This window comes from Pseudomonas sp. B3(2017) (assembly GCF_002113595.1).
Lineage (GTDB): Bacteria > Pseudomonadota > Gammaproteobacteria > Pseudomonadales > Pseudomonadaceae > Aquipseudomonas > Aquipseudomonas ekonensis.
The window spans coordinates 1-17,064 of sequence record NZ_NEIU01000023.1; the positions used below are offsets into that span (position 1 = coordinate 1).

The following is a 17,064-nucleotide window of genomic DNA, read 5'->3' on the forward strand; positions in this document are numbered from 1 at the left end:
GCCGCCACGGGGGCCGCCGCGGCCGCTGCGGTACTCGGCGGGGCGGGCGTCATCCTGGGTGGCCTGGCGATCGGGGCGGCGGCGCTGGCCCAGGGCTTCGCCATCATCGCCGAAGAGGCGAAAACCGTCGGGCTGTTTTTCGACCATCTGGAAAAGGCCTGGAACGGCGCCGTCTACCGCTTCGACGAGGCGTTGCAGGCGTGGGTGGTGGATCCGTCTTCCCTGATCATCGAATGCGTCGACCTGGGCACCGGCACCTTGACGCTCGGCAGCCCGAAACTGTTCAGGCTGCGCGACCACTTCGGCGTACCGGGCATCAACCCGGATGACAAGGAAGCCTTCGGTATCCGTCAGACGTGGGGGATTTCCAGCCGGATCAAGGCACCGTTGCCCGCCGGGCAATGCGTCGTTCTGCCGTGCACGCCGAACACGAACTACAGTTATGAATACCAGGCCTTGCCGTTCGCGTCATGGCGTCATGACGCCGGTTTCGATGCGGCGCGCCGTCTTGAGCGCAAGGATGGCAGCGGGCAATGGAAATTCCTGTTCTCCTTCTACTCCTTCCCCAGTCACTACATCGTGCATCGCCTGTTCCCCAACTACCTCCCCACGACCGTCGAGGTGCGGCTGGATGCGGCCGAGCGGCAGCTGGCGGTACCGATTGTGCCGCCGGCATGGCACGGGTTGCTGACCTACGCGCTCAAGGGCGCGGGCGGCACCTGCACGCTGTTGCTCAACCCGGGGGTGTCGGTCGAATTGCATTCGACCCGCTTCACACATTGCCGTTGGGTGCTGCGGGCCGATTGGGCCAGCGAGCAGGCAATCAAGAAAGTGGAAGGGGGACTGCTGATCGACGGCATTCGCGTCAAGTTCATCGGCAAGGGCCGGCATGACGTCGCGCTGGCTCTGGCCGACCGGCGTGTGTTCAGCGTCGACCTGGTTTCCGCGAAACTGGATCTGCTGCAGGACACGGCACCCGACGGCCTCGATGAGACGGCGTTGCTTGAACGCTACAAAACGCTTGCGCACGACCATCGCCTGGTTCTGCCGTACACGCCGGTCGACAACTACTTGATCCCGTTCGAGCCACCGCAGACGCCGCGTCACACCAAGGCCTGGTACGACGCGCACGAAGACCGTTTCCTGTACATGCGCGACCTGGCAATCAGCGGTTCCGACAAGACGCAGTTGGCTCTGGTGTCCGGCGGCTCGGCCTACTTCTATGACCCGTCATCCTTTCTGGTCTGGCAAGTCGATGCCGTCAGCGGCCTGCCCCAGGCGGAGTACCGATTGCTGCTGATGCCCGGCGAAAGTTCGATCCAACGCATCGAAGCCGATGCCCAGGGGATGATTCACGTGGTGCAGATGTCCGTCGACCGAGGGCGTGTCAAAGAACTGGGTTACCTGATTCATGACCGGCAATTGCTGCTTTGCTCGGTGACTTGCGGATCAACCCCCAAGCTGCGGGCACAGGCCTTTGCCGGGGAGAGGCTGGCGCGCTGGGCGTCGGTGTTGGGGGAGCATTGGCCGCAAGCGGGCTCGTCCGCGAAGGAAAGCGACACGACGATCGGATGGGCGCCGGCACCCTACGTTTCGGTGTGTTGGCAGATGGATGAGGCGCGGCGGGACCTGGTCTGGATCCGCGGTCGCGACCGTCTGCTGATCAACCCTCTGCCGGCGCCGGGGCAACCGCGGGGCTGGGACGACTCGACCAGGAACCTGGATCGGTTGACGTTGCTGGTTCCGGCGAATGACGAAGAGGTGTACGTGGTTTACGACCGCTCGGCCCAACGCCTTTGCCGGTTGCAGCGGATGCCGGGGGAGGGGCGCTGGTCGCATGCGTGGATCGAGCCTGATCGGCTCAAACAGGTGGTCACGACGCCGGGTGGCTATGTCGCCATCACCGAAGACGGGCACTTCTTCAACCTGAACACCGACGGCCGGCTGCAGTTCGGCGGGCTGACCGAGCACTGGCTGCAGGGCCGCTCCCGCTGGTGGGAGACGCTCAAGGCGGTCGCGCAACGTTATCCGGTGGATCGCTTCGCCCTCATCGGTTTGCTCGAACATGGAGGGCATGGGCATCTGGGCGCCTGGTACATCGATCAGCGGTTGCTGCTGTGCGCGTCGGCGAACGGTGATCGGGTCCGCTTGCTCGGTCTGGCGCCGGACAGGCGCCAGGCCTGGCTGTTCGATCCGTCCGGCGGCAGGATTCTTTCTCAGGCCTTTGTCGATCCCGGGCTTCTGGAACAAGCGTTCGCCAACGGTGCGCAGTTGCTGCGCAGCGGCCTGCTGCCCGCACCGCAGGAGGAGTGGGATGACTGGCGTTTCAGTGACGTCAGGCGCGAGGGCGCCGGGCTCAGAGGCACCACCGTGGACGGTGTGGAACTGGTTCTGCGCTTCGGGGAAACTGAGCGTGTGACCGGCGTCAACCACGCCTGGGTGACTGCCCAAGGGGATCATCTGATCCCGAACCTTCAAGCCCTGCTGCGCTCCGTAGAGCACGACGGGTTTGTGTCCACCGAAGCGGAACCCGGTGTGCGGCAATGGTACGACGTGGAGAACGCTTGCCTGGTCCGGGTCGTCGGCACGGCCCTGCGCGACGGTGACGAGCTGCTGGGCACCCGACGCCGCGAGCAAGTGCTGCTGCATGACCGGCAGGACCGGTGTGTGCTCGTCTACCCGGACGCGAAACGCCTCGGGCCGTTCACGCATGTGCAGCGCGATGCCGAGGTGATGGTGGTCGAAGGGCAGAACCGGGTGACGGATCTGCCTGCGCTGGTGCCTGACGGCGTCGGCACCGTGGTTCTGCGGGCGGGGCAGGGCGCGGTGACCTACTTTTTGCCGACGGCGCTCTGGCTCGAGCGCGATTCAGTCATCGTCGACTGTCGGCCCGTGCCGGCAGACGCCGTGACGGTTCCGGCGAAGCTGGTCTGGCTGCTGGACGATCCGCAGAGGCTGCAGTTGCAGATCGTTGACGGCCATTTGGTGCTGATCGACCCCGACAGCGAACATTGCCTGATACTCAGGGATGTGTGCAGTGACGATCCCCTGCTGCGCGGCGAAGTGTTTCTTGCGTTCGGGGCCTATCCCACCATGTCGGCTTCGCGCCTTGTCCAGCTGATGCGCACTGCACAGGGCGCGCCGGGCGGTGCCGCGCTGGGGACGTTGCTGGCGCCTTCGCGCAGCCGCCTCGCAAGCGCTGGGCCCGACTGACGGTCCGCCGAAAGGAAAGCGCCGCAGGCCTGATTGCCTGCGGCGCTCTTTGCGTGACCGGCTCAAGGCACCAGATAACCCTTTACCCCCGTGAAGATGATCTGCGCCGCCAGTGCGCAGACGAACAGCCCCATCAACCGGCTGACGATCTGCAACCCCTGGTCGCCGAGAATCCGCTCGATGCGGTTCGACAGGAACAGCACCACGCCGACCGTGAAGCTGGCCATGGCGATGCTCATGATCGCCGCGAGCTTGTCGTCCCAGTGCGGCTGGCTGACGCCCATCACCAGCAGCGCACCGATGGTGCCGGGACCGACGGTCAGCGGAATGGTCAGCGGCACGATGGTCACGTCCTGCTGCACGTTGTCGGCCTGCACCGCCGGTTTGCCCTGGGCCATGCCCAGCGCCGAGATGAACAGCACGCTGCCGGCGCCGATGCGGAACGCGTCCACGGTGATGCCGAACACATCGAAGATCACCCGCCCGAACAGGTACAGCAGGACGCTGGAGACCAGCGTGGCGATCGCCACCTTCCACGCCAGCCGCCGCTGCTCCTTGCGCGAGTAGCCGCGGGTCAGGCTGATGAAGCAGGACAGCACGAAGAACGGGCTGTAGAGCACCAGCATCTTCAGGTAAACGCTGAACAACTCGTGGAGCATGATGGAAACCCGCGTCGGCGAAAGTTGAGCGGAGTCTATCAGGCGCCGGACGGTCTGTCGGCGCATTCGGTGTTTTGTTTATTGGTTAGTTGTCTTTGTTGTTTTTGGCGTTATTTAGGAGTTGTCGGCGGTTGTAAGTTTTTATTGTTATTTATTGGAAATACTCATTGGCTTGTGGGGGTTTGATGAGTTTCGTAAGTTAGTCCTGTCGGCTCGGGAAGAGTCGAACTAATTAACTAAGGAAGACGAAGCATGAATGTAAACACTGTTGTAACCGTAGCCGACCGCCTGGAACGACTGAATGCCTATGATGTGACGCCGCAGGACATCACCCTGGCCCCGCGCAGCCTCAACAGGTTGACGCCCTTCAATATCGAAGTGCCTGACCGCGCTTCTGTCGTGGGCGATGCCATTCTGGCGTTCGTGTCGGGCATGTCCGAGCAGAACCGTGCGGATGTACTGAACACCTATCTGTTCGCCTCGTTGGCCGCCAACAAGAAGTACCCGTTGGAAAGCCAGGGCAAGGAGTGGTACCAGACCTTTCTCACCGTCATGCAGGACGCCGGCTGGATCATCCTGAAGAAGTACTACGATTCCACTTCGGCGTCCGGCAAGAGTTTCAAGATGGATCAACTGGCGCTGACCATCCTGGGTTCCGCCCTGGCCGCTGCGGCGGTTCCCGGGCCGACCTCGGCGCTCCTGCTGAAGGTGGCGACCGATGCGATGGCTTCGCTGCAGGCCAGCGACAAGCCGCTTCAGGTCTTCGACCAGAACATCAAGAACAAGGGCACCGGCGGTTTTGCGGTAGGTTCCTGCCTTGAGACCGAGGGGCAGGAAGTGATCCTGACCCTGGGCGCGGTGCGCTTCATCAACCGGGTCAACCAGACCAAGGTTCTTTTCGTGAATTGGGACAGCAGTTCGGTGGACCTGTACAAGGGCGAATCCAGCATGACCATGGTGCCGGCCATCATCGGAAAGACCCGCGACATCATTGCCGGCAAGTTGGGTGACCGTGCCGTCAAGCAAATCAGCGAATGGGAAATCTGATTTGACGTCATTGAGTGGCGACCACACAGTGGTCGCCACTTTTTCATGTGCAGGAGGCAAAGATGAAAGAGCAATACTCGGTTTATGCCAACTCAGGCGCCATCGTTTTGTTTCCGTACGGGATGGCTGAGCAAGAAATACAAGATGTTCAACATTCAATCTTGTTTGCGCAGTTGGCGGCCAACAAGAAGTTTCCTCTCACGGCCGATCCGGATGATTGGTATTCCATCTGGCAGCAAGTTCTGAAGGGCCAATGGCTGCAAAGGAAAGTGGAGTGGAGCACGGTCACGCCGGCTCAGGGCGTCGGGTTCAAGGCGATGGGCGGGATGATCGACGTTCTGCAGCCGTCGCTGGCCGAGGCAGGGGACTGGGTGCCGGTCCTGCAGGCCATCGCGGCATTGCCGGTCTCGGATCCTGCCGTCGCGTTTCTGCAAGGGAGGATCCGGCAAGCGGTGGGTGCCGAAGGGGAGGATCAGGTAGCCGCAAGTGACCGCTACCGCTTCATGGTGGTTGTGGCGCAACCCGGCCCTCGCCTGAACGCCGCCTATGTGACGCTGAAGTCTTCGGCCGCCGCCGAGGGCAATCCGTACGCCTGGGTCTTCTCCGCGGACACGCTCCATGGGCCGCTGGAGCAACGCTTCTTTCAGGCTGACCTCGCCGCGCCGCTGTTCGATCCCGTCCGTGACACGCTGGCCAAGCGGTTGGAGCCGCATGTCGATCTCATCAGGGAGATCGACTTCAGCCCGCCGGACAGTGTTCGCTGCGAACCGGCCGGTTGATCAGGGCGTTCGCACCGTGTTGCGGTTCTGCTGATCGCGCTGGGCCACCCAGTGTTCGATCAGTTCGCGCAGTTGCGACAGTTCCACCGGCTTGGCCATGTGGCCGTCCATGCCGGCCTGGCGCGCGCGTTCCTTGTGTTCGGCGAGGATGTGCGCGGTCAGGGCCACGATCGGCGTGCGGATGCGCTGGTTGCCGACTTCCCACGCCCGCAGTTGCTGGGTGGCGGAGAAACCGTCGAGGATCGGCATTTCGCAGTCCATCAGCACCAGGTCGTAGCGCTGGGCCTTCATGGCCTGCAAGGCTTCCTCGCCGTTGCTGGCGGTGTCCGGCTGCAGGTTGAGCTTGCCGAGCATGCCGCGGATCACCTTGGTGGAGATCGTGTTGTCTTCGGCCACCAGGATGCGGAAGTCGCTCGGCACCTTGACCGCCGCGCCGGGGACGGCCGGCTGCGGCTGGAACACGGCCTGCCCCTTGTTGCGCTGGTTCAGCTCGTCGGCCAGGGTGGTCTTGAGGGTGTAGCCGGCCACCGGCTTGGCCAGGATGCGCTTGACCCCGGAATTGCGCGCGATGATCTTGCTCGGCGCATTGCTGATGCCGGTGAGCATGATCAGCAGGATGTCGTGGTTCAGGCTCGGGTCTTCCTTGATCTTGGCCGCCAGCTGCATGCCGGTCATGCCCGGCATGTTCTGGTCCAGCAGCACCACGTCGAAGTAGTCGCGCAGGTGCGCCTTGGTGCGCAGCAGGGCCAACGCCTCCTTGCCCGACGGCACGGCGCTGACGTTCAGGCCCCAGGCGCTGCACTGCTGCACCAGCACTTTGCGGCAGGTGTCGTTGTCGTCCACCACCAGCACCCGCGCGCCTTGCAGCGGGCTGTCGAGGTCGGAGGTCGGGTGTTCGAGGCGGTCAGGATCCAGCGGCAGGGTCAGCCACAGGGTGCTGCCCTGGCTTGCGCCGCTCTTGATGCCGAACTCGCCCTGCATGAGCCGGATCAGTTGCCGTGCGATCACCAGCCCCAGGTTGCCGCCCAGGCGGTTGGCCGACAGGAAGTGCTTGCTGTGCAGTTCCGCGTGCAGCAGCGCGTCGCGCTCTTCCTGCTCCATCGGCTGGCCGCTGTCCTGCACGGCGATGCGCAGGCGCGGCTTGACGCTGCGGTCGTCGAGGGCGACGACGATCAGCACTTCGCCTTCGTCGGTTTTCTTCAGGGCGTTTTCCAGAAGGCTCAGCAGGGTTTGGCGCAGGCGGGTCGGGTCGCCGCTGATGACCCGCGGCACTTGGGGCTGGATGAAGCTGATCAGCTCGACGTTCTGCTGTTCGGCCTTGGCGCGGTAGATGCTCAGGCAGTCTTCGATCAAGGCGTTGAGGTCGAACTGCACGTCGTCGAGCTCGATCTGCCCGGATTCGAGGCGGGAAATGTCCAGGATCTCGTTGATCAGGGTCAGCAGTTCGTTGCCGGCGCTGTGGATGGTCTGCACGTAGTCGCGCTGCTTGACCGACAGCGGCGTGCCCAGCAGCAGTTCGGTCATGCCCAGCACGCCGTTCATCGGCGTGCGGATCTCGTGACTGATCTTGGCCAGGAACTCGGCCTTGGCGTTGATCTCGGCGTTGCTCGCCGCCAGGTCGCGGCTGATGCTGAACCGGCTTTCGGTGATGCTGCGCTGACGCTCGCCCAGGGCGATGCTCATCAGCAGGCCGCTGATGCAGATGAACCCCATCAGGGTCATGATCAGGCCCTGCGGCGCGACCAGGGTCAGGCCCAGCAGGGCCGGCAGGATGATCAGCGTGCCGATGTTGAACACCACCATGGCGGCGACGAACAGCCGCGCCGGACGGTAGCCCTTCTGCCAGTGGTAGCCGCCGACCAGCAGCATGCTCAGGCCGGCCAGGGCCACCAGGGCGTAGGTGATGATGTTCAGCGGCAGGGTGTTGACGAACAACAGCAGCAGGCCGCAGATCACGGTGATCAGGATGTCGGCCAGCAGCAGCTTGTTGAGCGGGTGCGGGCCGATCGGGGCGAAGAACCGGAAGGCGAACATCAGGCCGGCCGGTGCGGTCAGCAGCAGGGCCAGATAGGCGCCCGGGGTCTGGATCGCGTGCCAGTCCGGCAGCCAGGGCCCGGCGAGGTTGAGCAGCAGCAGCAGGCTGAGCCCCAGCAGGCCCTCGCAGACCGCCAGCCACAGGCAACTGCGTGAGCGGGTGTAGCCGTAGCGGATCAGGTTGTGCAGGATCAGCATGCCCAGGCAGCCGAACAGCAGGCCATAGAGCAGGGTCTGGTTCTGGTTGGCCGCCGACATCACCGCCGACTGCAGGGTGATGTGCGGGCGCAGCTGGTGGTCGGAGACCAGCCGCAGGTAGACCTCAAGGGGTTTGTCGCGCTGGGGCAGCGGCACCAGGAAGTCGCTGCTGGGCAGCGGCCGGTCGACCTGGGGCTGGCCGGTGCCGCTTTCGCGCTGGTCGATCAGCGTGTCGCCGTCCAGCACGTAGAGATTGAGGCGCGACAGGTCAGGGGCGAAGATCCGCAGCACTTGCTCGTGCTTGCCGGCGGCCAGCCTGAAGCGCAGCCACAGTGCACCATCGGGCTCCGCCGCCGTGAGGCGGTCGAGGTCGATGGGGCTGAATTGGTTGGTGTAGCGGGGCGAGCGGATGTCGCTCAGTTGCAGGTTGCCCTGTTCGTCGAGCAATACCGCCCAGCCACTGCCTTGTCCGGCCTGGGCCGGCAGCATGCAGAGCAGGGTCAACAGCGTGACGGTGAAGCCTATGGCGATCCTGAGCCAGCGCACGGCGAAATCCCTTCGTAGGTTGATGCCAGAATATAACGATGCGCAGCGTCGGAACAGCCCGACCGGGGGATGGCCCCCCGGCCGGGCGTCACGGACAACCGATCAGCGGGATTCGCCACGCTCACGGGCGATGGCGCGGTAGCCGATGTCCTTGCGGTAGAAGCAGCCTTCCCAGTCGATCGCCGCCGCCAGGCGGTAGGCCTGTTGCTGGGCTGCGCCGACGCTGTCGCCCATGGCGGTGGCGCAGAGCACCCGGCCGCCGGCGGTCACGATCTGGCCGTCCTTTTGCGCGGTGCCGGCGTGGAAGACCTTGCCTTCCAGCGCGGCGGCGGCGTCCAGGCCGTTGATCGCGGCGCCCTTGGCGTAGTCGCCCGGATAGCCGCCGGCGGCCAGCACAATGCCGACGCTCGGGCGCGGATCCCACTGCGCTTCGACCTTGTCCAGCGCCTGGGCCAGGGCGGCCTCGACCAGCAGCACCAGGCTCGACTGCAGGCGCAGCATCACCGGTTGGGTCTCCGGGTCGCCGAAGCGGCAGTTGAACTCGATGACCTTGGGGTTGCCGGCCTTGTCGATCATCAGCCCCGCGTACAGGAAGCCGGTGTAGACGTTGCCTTCGGCGGCCATGCCGCGCACGGTCGGCCAGATCACCTGATCCATCACGCGCTGGTGCACGTCGGCGGTGACCACCGGGGCCGGGGAGTAGGCGCCCATGCCGCCGGTGTTCGGGCCGCTGTCGCCGTCGCCGACGCGCTTGTGGTCTTGGCTGGTGGCCATCGGCAGGACGTTCTTGCCGTCGACCATGACGATGAAGCTGGCTTCCTCGCCGTCGAGGAATTCTTCGATGACCACGCGCGAACCGGCGTCGCCGAAGGCGTTGCCGGCGAGCATGTCGCGCACGGCGTCTTCGGCTTCGGCCAGGGTCATGGCGACGATCACGCCTTTGCCGGCGGCCAGGCCGTCGGCCTTGATCACGATCGGCGCGCCTTTTTCACGCAGGTAGGCCAGGGCCGGCTCGATCTCGGTGAAGTTCTGATAGTCGGCGGTCGGGATCTTGTGGCGGGCCAGGAAGTCCTTGGTGAAGGCCTTCGAACCTTCGAGCTGCGCGGCACCCTGGGTCGGGCCGAAGCAGTCCAGGCCACGGGCGCGGAACAGGTCGACGACGCCGGCCACCAGCGGCACTTCCGGGCCGACGATGGTCAGGGAAACGTTCTTCTGGGCGAAGTCGGCCAGTTGCTCCAGGGCCAGCACGTCGATGGCGACGTTTTCGCACTTGGCCTCAATGGCGGTGCCGGCGTTGCCCGGCGCCACGAAAACCTTCTGCACGCGCGGATCCTGAGCCACTTTCCAGGCCAGGGCGTGTTCACGGCCACCGCTGCCGATGATCAAAACATTCATTTCAGAAACCTCGGATGACGCTAATTCTATGGAGCACCGCTGGGATGCTTTTCTGTAGGAGCGAGCCTGCTCGCGATGGCGGTGTATCAGTCAATACTGCGTTGACTGGTCTATTGCTATCGCGAGCAGGCTCGCTCCTACAGTGGGTCGTGTACTTAGTGACGGAAGTGGCGCATGCCGGTGAAGACCATGGCGATGCCGGCTTCATCGGCAGCGGCAATCACTTCAGCGTCACGCATCGAGCCGCCCGGCTGGATCACTGCGGTGATGCCGACCTTGGCCGCGTTGTCCAGGCCGTCGCGGAACGGGAAGAACGCGTCGGACGCCATGACCGAGCCGGCCACCTGCAGACCGGCGTGCTCGGCCTTGATCGCGGCGATGCGGGCGGAGTTCACGCGGCTCATCTGGCCGGCGCCGACACCGATGGTCTGACGGTTCTTGGCGTAGACGATGGCGTTGGACTTGACGAACTTGGCCACTTTCCAGGCGAAGATCAGGTCGTTGATTTCCTGCTCGGTCGGCGCGCGCTTGGTCACGACCTTCAGGTCGTCGGCGCTGATCATGCCGATGTCGCGGCTCTGCACCAGCAGGCCGCCGTTGACGCGCTTGTAGTCCCAGGCCGGGCTGCGGTCGGCCGACCACTCGCCGCAGGCCAGCAGGCGCACGTTGGCCTTGGCGGCCACCACGGCGCGGGCTTCTTCGCTGACGCTCGGGGCGATGATCACTTCGACGAACTGACGCTCGACGATGGCCTTGGCGGTCTCGGCGTCGAGTTCGCGGTTGAAGGCGATGATGCCGCCGAACGCCGACTCGGTGTCGGTGGCGTAGGCCAGCTCATAGGCCTGGCGGATGCCGCCTTCGGCGTCCGGGCTCACGGCAACGCCGCACGGGTTGGCGTGCTTGACGATGACGCAGGCCGGCTTGACGAAGCTCTTCACGCATTCCAGCGCGGCGTCGGTGTCGGCCACGTTGTTGTACGACAGTTCCTTGCCTTGCAGCTGGGTGGCGGTGGCGATGCCGGCTTCGGCCGGTTTGGCTTCCACGTAGAACGCCGCGCTCTGGTGCGGGTTCTCGCCGTAGCGCATTTCCTGGGCCTTGATGAACTGGCTGTTGAAGGTGCGCGGGAATTCGCTGCGGCCTTCGGTGCTCAGCACGTCGGTGGCCTGGTTCACGGTGCCCATGTAGTTGGCGATCATGCCGTCGTAGGCGGCGGTGTGCTCGAAGGCCTTGAGCATCAGGTCGAAGCGCTGGGCGTAGGTCAGGCCGCCGGCCTTGAGGTTCTGCAGCACGTTGGCGTAGTCGCTGGCGTTCACCACGATGGCGACGTCTTTATGGTTTTTCGCCGCCGAACGCACCATGGTCGGCCCGCCGATGTCGATGTTCTCGATGGCGGTCGGCAGGTCGCAGCCGGGCTTGCTGATGGTGGCTTCGAACGGGTAGAGGTTGACCGCGACCAGATCGATCGGCTTGATGCCGTGCTCGTTCATGATGGCGTCGTCGGTGCCGCGGCGGCCGAGGATGCCGCCGTGGATTTTCGGGTGCAGGGTCTTGACCCGGCCGTCCATCATTTCGGCGAAACCGGTGTAGTCCGCGACTTCCACTGCGGACACGCCATTGTCCTGCAGCAGCTTGAAGGTCCCGCCGGTGGAAAGGATTTCCACGCCCAGGGCTTCCAGCTCCCTGGCGAATTCGAGGATCCCGGTCTTGTCGGAAACGCTGATCAAGGCGCGGCGGATCGGCAGGCGGGTAGTCTGGTCGGTCATCTCAATTTCCATCAAAAGCAAGGGAAGTCAGCAAAAAAGGCGACCGGTTTCACGCGGGCGCCTTTCTGGTTGGTATTGAATGCTTACAGCAAATCGTACTGCTTGAGTTTCTTGCGCAGCGTGCCGCGGTTCAGTCCGAGCAGCTCGCTGGCCTTGGTCTGGTTGCCCTTGACGTAGTTCATCACGCTTTCGAGCAGGGGAGCCTCGACTTCGGAGAGCACCAGGTTGTACACGTCCGTGACGGTTGCGCCCTCGAGGTGGGCGAAATAATTGTGCAGCGCCTTCTCGACACTCCCGCGAAGGGTCTGGCCTTCTTCGCTCGGCGTATTGAGGTGCTGTTTCAAATTCACGTTGTCGCTCACGGGTGTTGTTCCACTCACTAAAGTCTCGGTCATCATCGTCATGCGGCCACCCCTTCTCCGTCCCCTGTCAGGCTCTTGTAACGTTCGGCGAAGAACTCCCGAACGTTGGCGCATTGTGTTTCCGTACCATCCAAACGATTGAAGCGGGCGCGGAACTCCCTGGCGCCCGGCAGGGTTGCGAGATACCAGCCCACATGCTTGCGGGCGATGCGCACGCCCATCACGTCCCCATAGAACGCGTGGAGGGCGGCCAGATGCTCAAGCAGAATGCGTTCCACCTCGATCAGCTCCGGCGCCGGCAGCTTTTCGCCGGTGCGCAGGAAATGCTCGATCTCACGGAAAATCCACGGCCGCCCCTGGGCGGCCCGGCCGATCAGCAGGCCGTCGGCGCCGGTCGCGTCGAGCACGTGCCGGGCCTTTTCCGGCGAATCGATGTCGCCGTTGGCGAAGACCGGGATCGACACCGCCTGCTTGATCGCGGCGATCGTGTCGTACTCGGCCTCACCGGTGTACAGGTCGGCGCGGGTGCGGCCATGCACCGCCAGCGCCGTGATCCCGGCCTGTTCGGCGATCTTCGCCACGGTCAGGCCGTTCTTGTTCTCGCGATCCCATCCGGTGCGGATCTTCAGGGTCACCGGCACATCGACCGCCGCCACCACGGCGTGCAGGATCTCGGTGACCAGCGCCTCATCCTTCAGCAACGCGGAGCCGGCGGCCTTGTTGCAGACCTTCTTGGCCGGGCAACCCATGTTGATGTCGATGATCTGCGCGCCCAGCCCGACGTTGGCCCGGGCCGCGTCCGCCAGCATCTGCGCATCGCCGCCGGCGATCTGCACCGAGCGCGGCTCGGGATCGCCTTCGTGGATCATGCGCATGCGCGACTTGCGGGTGTTCCACAGGCTCATGTCGCTGGTGACCATCTCCGAGACCACGAGCCCGGCGCCCAGACGCTTGCAAAGCTGCCGGAAGGGCTGGTCGGTGACCCCCGCCATCGGGGCGAGGACCAAGCCGTTCTGCAATGTGTATGGGCCGATGCGTACCGCCGACATAGGACTTCCCTGAAGTGGGGCCGGATCATGAGAGTTCGAAAAAGGGTTGGCATGATACCCGCTCTCGATGACTGGATAAAGGCTGAATTGAACAAAATCTGAACAGTTATTCTGTTATCGCCAGCGGTTTGGTCGAGCCGGGCAAAGTCAGAAAACCGCCGCCAATCGCGCAGCGGCCGGGCGTTTCACTCGGGGGAGTGGAAACTCAGACTGTAGTTCACCGCTTTGGCCCCGGGGTCGAGGATGTCCAGCGCGATGTGGATCGGCGTCTGCGGCGGCATTTCCGCCATGCCTTCGAGGTCGCCGTTGAGGTACTCGCCGGGCTTGAAGCGACGGCTGGCGATCAGGTGCCCGTTGAGGTCGGCGAAGCGCAGTTCCAGCAACGGGAACGGTTGGGAGAACGGGGCGCGGTTGTAGATGATCGCATCGACCACCAGCGCGCCGCTGAACTCCGGATGGCTGCGCACCACCAGGTTGCTGCTCTTGATCTTGGCGATGTCGACCTTCGACGGCACCGTGCAGCCGATCTGCGGGCACAGTTGCTGGAACCACGGGCGGTACTGGTCCTGGCGGGCCAGTTCGTCGAAATGGTAGGCCACGTACTGGCCGGCCAAACCGGCGGCGGCGAGGATGATCAGCAGCAGCCAGAGAAAGCGCCGGCCCCAAGGGGAGCGGCGTTTCTGCCAGTCCAGCTGCAGCGGGTCGTCGGTCAGGTCCTGCAGCACTTCGGCGCGTACGCCGGGGGCTGCGCGCTCGCCGCGTTCGCGTTTCTTGCGCAGGGGCTCGACCGACGGCAGTTCGCCTTCGGGCTCGTCGTCCGCGGACAGGCGCTCCTGGCGGGCGGCGGGGTCGATCGGGTCGTGCAGCCGCAGTTGCGGGATCGGCGGCTCGTCGTCCAGATCAACAGGTTCCAGCGACAGCGACGGCTCCGTGCGCTGCGGCCTGGCCGGCTCCGGCTCGACGGCCGGTGGCTCGTCGTCCGGCGCCGGCGCGGCCATCCGTTCGTCCGCCGGTTCGCTGAACAGGCTGTCGGGCCAGGCCCCGTCGTCCGGCTCGTGGCTGTCGCGGCGGGCGCTCAGGGACTCTTCGCGGGGCCGGCCGGACTCGGTGATCGGCTGGATTTCCCGCTGTTCGAGGCGGGCGAGCTCTTCGTCCAGGTCCAGGCTGTCGAGGTCCAGCTCGGCGGCGCTCCATTGCTTCTGGCTGATGGCGCGCGGCGGTGCCGGTTCGACAGGGGCGGCAGGCTGCGGTACGGCGGCTGCCGGCTCCGCGGGGCGCGGCGGCTCGCTCGGCGCTGGCGCGGCCTGCACGGCCGTTTCCCTGCCGGCCCGCTGTTCAAGCAGCTGTTTGGCGGCGTTGAACACTTGCAGGCACGAGCCGCAACGAACCACTCCGCGGGCCACGCTCAATTGGGCGTGGCTGACGCGAAAGCTGGTTTGGCAATGCGGGCACTGGGTGACGAAGCTGTCGGTCATGCGAGGATCCGGATTGTGCAGGCGGCCATTCTAGCGCCGACGGCCGGTGATGCGCACCCAGCCGTCACGGTTGGCGATCGGATCCAGGTCGAAGTCCTGGGCGTAGGCGGCGGCGACCTCATCGCCCTGTTCGGCGAGGATGCCGGACAACGCCAGGCGTCCGCCGGGCTTGACCAGGCCGGACAGTTGCGCAGCGAGGGAGACCAAGGGGCCTGCCAGGATGTTGGCCACCAGCACGTCGGCCTTTTCCTGCGGCAGATCCTGGGGCAGGTAGAGCGGGAACAGTTCGTCGGCGATGCCGTTGCGCCCGGCGTTGTCGCGGGAGGCTTCCAGCGCCTGCACGTCGATGTCGGTGCCGACCGCTTCCTTGGCGCCCAGCAGCAGGGCGGCGATGGCCAGGATCCCCGAGCCGCAGCCGAAGTCCAGCACGTTGCAGCCTTTGAGGTCCTGGCCGTCGAGCCATTCCAGGCACAGGGCGGTGGTCGGGTGGGTGCCGGTGCCGAACGCCAGACCCGGATCCAGCAGCAGGTTGACCGCGCCGGGCTCGGGTGCGGCGTGCCAGCTCGGCACGATCCACAGGCGCTGGCCGAAGCGCATCGGCTGGAAGTTGTCCATCCAGCTGCGTTCCCAGTCCTGGTCTTCGATCACTTCGCTGTGGTGCTCGGGCAGCGGGCTGCCGGTCAGCAGCTCAAGGTGGGCCAGCACGGCGGCGGCTTCGGTGCCGCCCTCGAACAGGGCCAGCAGATGGGTGTGCGACCACAGCGGGGTGGTGTTGAGTTCAGGCTCGAAGATCGGTTGGTCTTCGGCGTCCATGAAGGTCACCGAAACGGCGCCCACTTCAAGGAAAGCGTCTTCGTAGGTTTCGGCTTGTTCTGGGCTGATGGCGAGACGGACTTGCAGCCAAGGCATGGCGGGCACCTGTGAAAAAGATTGATGTGCAGCCTAGCGGTCTGCGCGAAGCGCGCAAGTTTACGCGAGCGCACGGCGTTTGTGGGAGCAGTGTTGACCGCAGCCTTTCCCCTGTAGGGGCGAGCCTGCTCGCGAAGGCGGTGTGCCATTCACCGTATGTGTTGAATGTGCCGACGTCATCGCGAGCAGGCTCGCTTCCACAAGGAAGCGGAGGTGCGGATACGACAAGGCCGCCCGGAGGCGGCCTTGTCGTGCGCAGGCTGAAGCTTAGTGCTTGTCGCCGGCCAGCTTGTGCTCGAGGTAGTGAATGTTCACGCCCCCTTTGCAGAAGCCTTCGTCGCGGGTCAGGTCACGGTGCAGCGGGATGTTGGTCTTGATCCCGTCCACCACGATTTCGTCCAGGGCGTTGCGCATGCGTGCCATGGCCTCGTCGCGGGTGGCGCCGTAGGTGATCAGCTTGCCGATCAGCGAGTCGTAGTTCGGCGGAACCGCATAACCGCTGTACAGGTGCGAATCGACGCGAACGCCGTTGCCGCCCGGTGCATGGAAATGCTTGACCGTGCCAGGGCTCGGCATGAAGGTCTTCGGGTCTTCGGCGTTGATCCGGCACTCCAGCGAGTGGCCGCGGATGACCACGTCGTCCTGGGTGAACGACAGCTTGTTGCCGGCGGCGATGCTGAGCATCTCCTTGACGATGTCGATGCCGGTGACCATCTCCGAAACCGGGTGCTCCACCTGAACGCGGGTGTTCATTTCGATGAAGTAGAACCGGCCGTTCTCGTACAGGAACTCGAAGGTGCCGGCACCGCGGTAGCCGATGTCGATGCACGCCTGGACGCAGCGGGCGAGGACTTCCTTGCGGGCCTGCTCGTCGATGCCCGGTGCCGGCGCTTCTTCGAGGACCTTCTGGTGACGGCGCTGCAGCGAGCAGTCGCGGTCGCCCAGGTGGATGGCGTTGCCTTGGCCGTCGGAGAGCACTTGCACTTCGACGTGGCGCGGGTTGGTCAGGAACTTCTCCAGATACACCATCGGGTTGCCGAACGCTGCGCCCGCTTCGGAACGGGTCAGTTTCGCCGAGGCGATCAGGTCTTCTTCCTTGTGCACCACGCGCATGCCGCGACCGCCACCGCCGCCGGCAGCCTTGATGATCACCGGGTAGCCGACTTCACGGCCGATGCGCAGCGCCGTCTCTTCGTCTTCCGGCAGCGGGCCGTCGGAGCCCGGTACGGTCGGAACGCCGGCGGTGATCATCGCGTGCTTGGCCGAGACCTTGTCGCCCATCAGGCGAATGGTGTCGGCCTTCGGGCCGATGAAGGCGAAGCCGGAGTTCTCGACCTGCTCGGCGAAGTCCGCGTTTTCCGCGAGGAAGCCGTAGCCTGGGTGAATGGCGGTGGCGCCGGTCACTTCGGCGGCGGCGATGATCGCCGGGATGTGCAGGTAGGAGTGCGCGGCGGAAGCCGGGCCGATGCAGACGGATTCGTCCGCCAGGCCCAGGTGCATCAGCTCTTTGTCGGCCTTGGAGTAAACGGCGACGGTCTTGATGCCCATCTCTTTGCAGGCACGCAGAATCCGCAGGGCGATCTCACCGCGGTTAGCGATCAGAACTTTTTCCAACTTCGCAGTCATCAAAGGCTC

At 64.8% G+C, this 17,064-nt stretch carries 12 protein-coding genes; 3 read left to right on the plus strand and 9 right to left on the minus strand.

Going from position 1 to position 17,064, the window contains the following annotated elements; all coding sequences use genetic code 11:
- On the plus strand, positions 1 to 3,213 hold a 3,213-nt coding region (locus CAG33_RS24860; protein WP_305880242.1), incomplete at its 5' end, for a TcdA/TcdB pore-forming domain-containing protein.
- A 62-nt stretch (positions 3,214 to 3,275) separates the two neighbouring features.
- Here CAG33_RS24860 and CAG33_RS24865 read toward each other — a convergent pair.
- Positions 3,276 to 3,872 carry a MarC family protein gene (locus CAG33_RS24865; protein ID WP_085582726.1) on the minus strand — a complete coding sequence of 199 codons (597 nt, stop codon included), beginning with the start codon at positions 3,870 to 3,872 and terminating at the stop codon, positions 3,276 to 3,278.
- Positions 3,873 to 4,124: 252 nt separating this feature from the next.
- Between CAG33_RS24865 and CAG33_RS24870 the strand changes: the two genes are divergently transcribed.
- Together CAG33_RS24870 and CAG33_RS24875 are read left to right on the plus strand one after the other, a co-directional pair.
- On the plus strand, positions 4,125 to 4,919 hold the full coding sequence (locus CAG33_RS24870; protein WP_085722051.1) for a hypothetical protein: 795 nt from the start codon (positions 4,125 to 4,127) through the stop codon (positions 4,917 to 4,919).
- Positions 4,920 to 4,981: 62 nt separating this feature from the next.
- A complete protein-coding gene (locus CAG33_RS24875) occupies positions 4,982 to 5,698 on the plus strand; it encodes a hypothetical protein (RefSeq protein WP_085582722.1) in 717 nt (238 codons plus the stop codon).
- Here the strand turns inward: CAG33_RS24875 and CAG33_RS24880 are convergent, their stop codons facing one another.
- The 8 genes from CAG33_RS24880 to accC form a co-directional block, all read right to left on the minus strand.
- Positions 5,699 to 8,476, minus strand: a complete 2,778-nt coding sequence (locus CAG33_RS24880) for a hybrid sensor histidine kinase/response regulator (RefSeq protein ID WP_085582720.1) — start codon at positions 8,474 to 8,476, stop codon at positions 5,699 to 5,701.
- Positions 8,477 to 8,578: 102 nt separating this feature from the next.
- Positions 8,579 to 9,871 (minus strand): phosphoribosylamine--glycine ligase, encoded by a 1,293-nt coding sequence (gene purD, locus CAG33_RS24885; protein WP_085582718.1) that lies wholly within the window; start codon positions 9,869 to 9,871, stop codon positions 8,579 to 8,581.
- 155 nt (positions 9,872 to 10,026) lie between these two features.
- Complete coding sequence (purH, locus tag CAG33_RS24890) at positions 10,027 to 11,634, minus strand: bifunctional phosphoribosylaminoimidazolecarboxamide formyltransferase/IMP cyclohydrolase (RefSeq protein ID WP_085582716.1); 1,608 nt, start codon at positions 11,632 to 11,634, stop codon at positions 10,027 to 10,029.
- Between the two features lie 83 nt (positions 11,635 to 11,717).
- Positions 11,718 to 12,038 (minus strand): DNA-binding transcriptional regulator Fis, encoded by a 321-nt coding sequence (fis, locus tag CAG33_RS24895; protein ID WP_085582714.1) that lies wholly within the window; start codon positions 12,036 to 12,038, stop codon positions 11,718 to 11,720.
- Positions 12,035 to 13,045 (minus strand): tRNA dihydrouridine synthase DusB, encoded by a 1,011-nt coding sequence (gene dusB / locus CAG33_RS24900; RefSeq protein ID WP_085582712.1) that lies wholly within the window; start codon positions 13,043 to 13,045, stop codon positions 12,035 to 12,037. The genes fis and dusB overlap by 4 nt, the downstream gene beginning before the upstream one ends.
- Before the next feature lie 185 nt (positions 13,046 to 13,230).
- Positions 13,231 to 14,520, minus strand: coding sequence for a DUF3426 domain-containing protein (locus CAG33_RS24905; protein ID WP_085582709.1), 1,290 nt, complete (start codon positions 14,518 to 14,520; stop codon positions 13,231 to 13,233).
- Between the two features lie 30 nt (positions 14,521 to 14,550).
- The gene (gene prmA, locus CAG33_RS24910) at positions 14,551 to 15,429 is read right to left on the minus strand and encodes a 50S ribosomal protein L11 methyltransferase (RefSeq protein ID WP_085582707.1); all 879 of its coding nucleotides are present in this window, start codon (positions 15,427 to 15,429) and stop codon (positions 14,551 to 14,553) included.
- Positions 15,430 to 15,696: 267 nt separating this feature from the next.
- Positions 15,697 to 17,055, minus strand: a complete 1,359-nt coding sequence (accC, locus tag CAG33_RS24920) for an acetyl-CoA carboxylase biotin carboxylase subunit (RefSeq protein ID WP_085582703.1) — start codon at positions 17,053 to 17,055, stop codon at positions 15,697 to 15,699.
- Between the last annotated feature and the right edge of the window lie 9 nt (positions 17,056 to 17,064).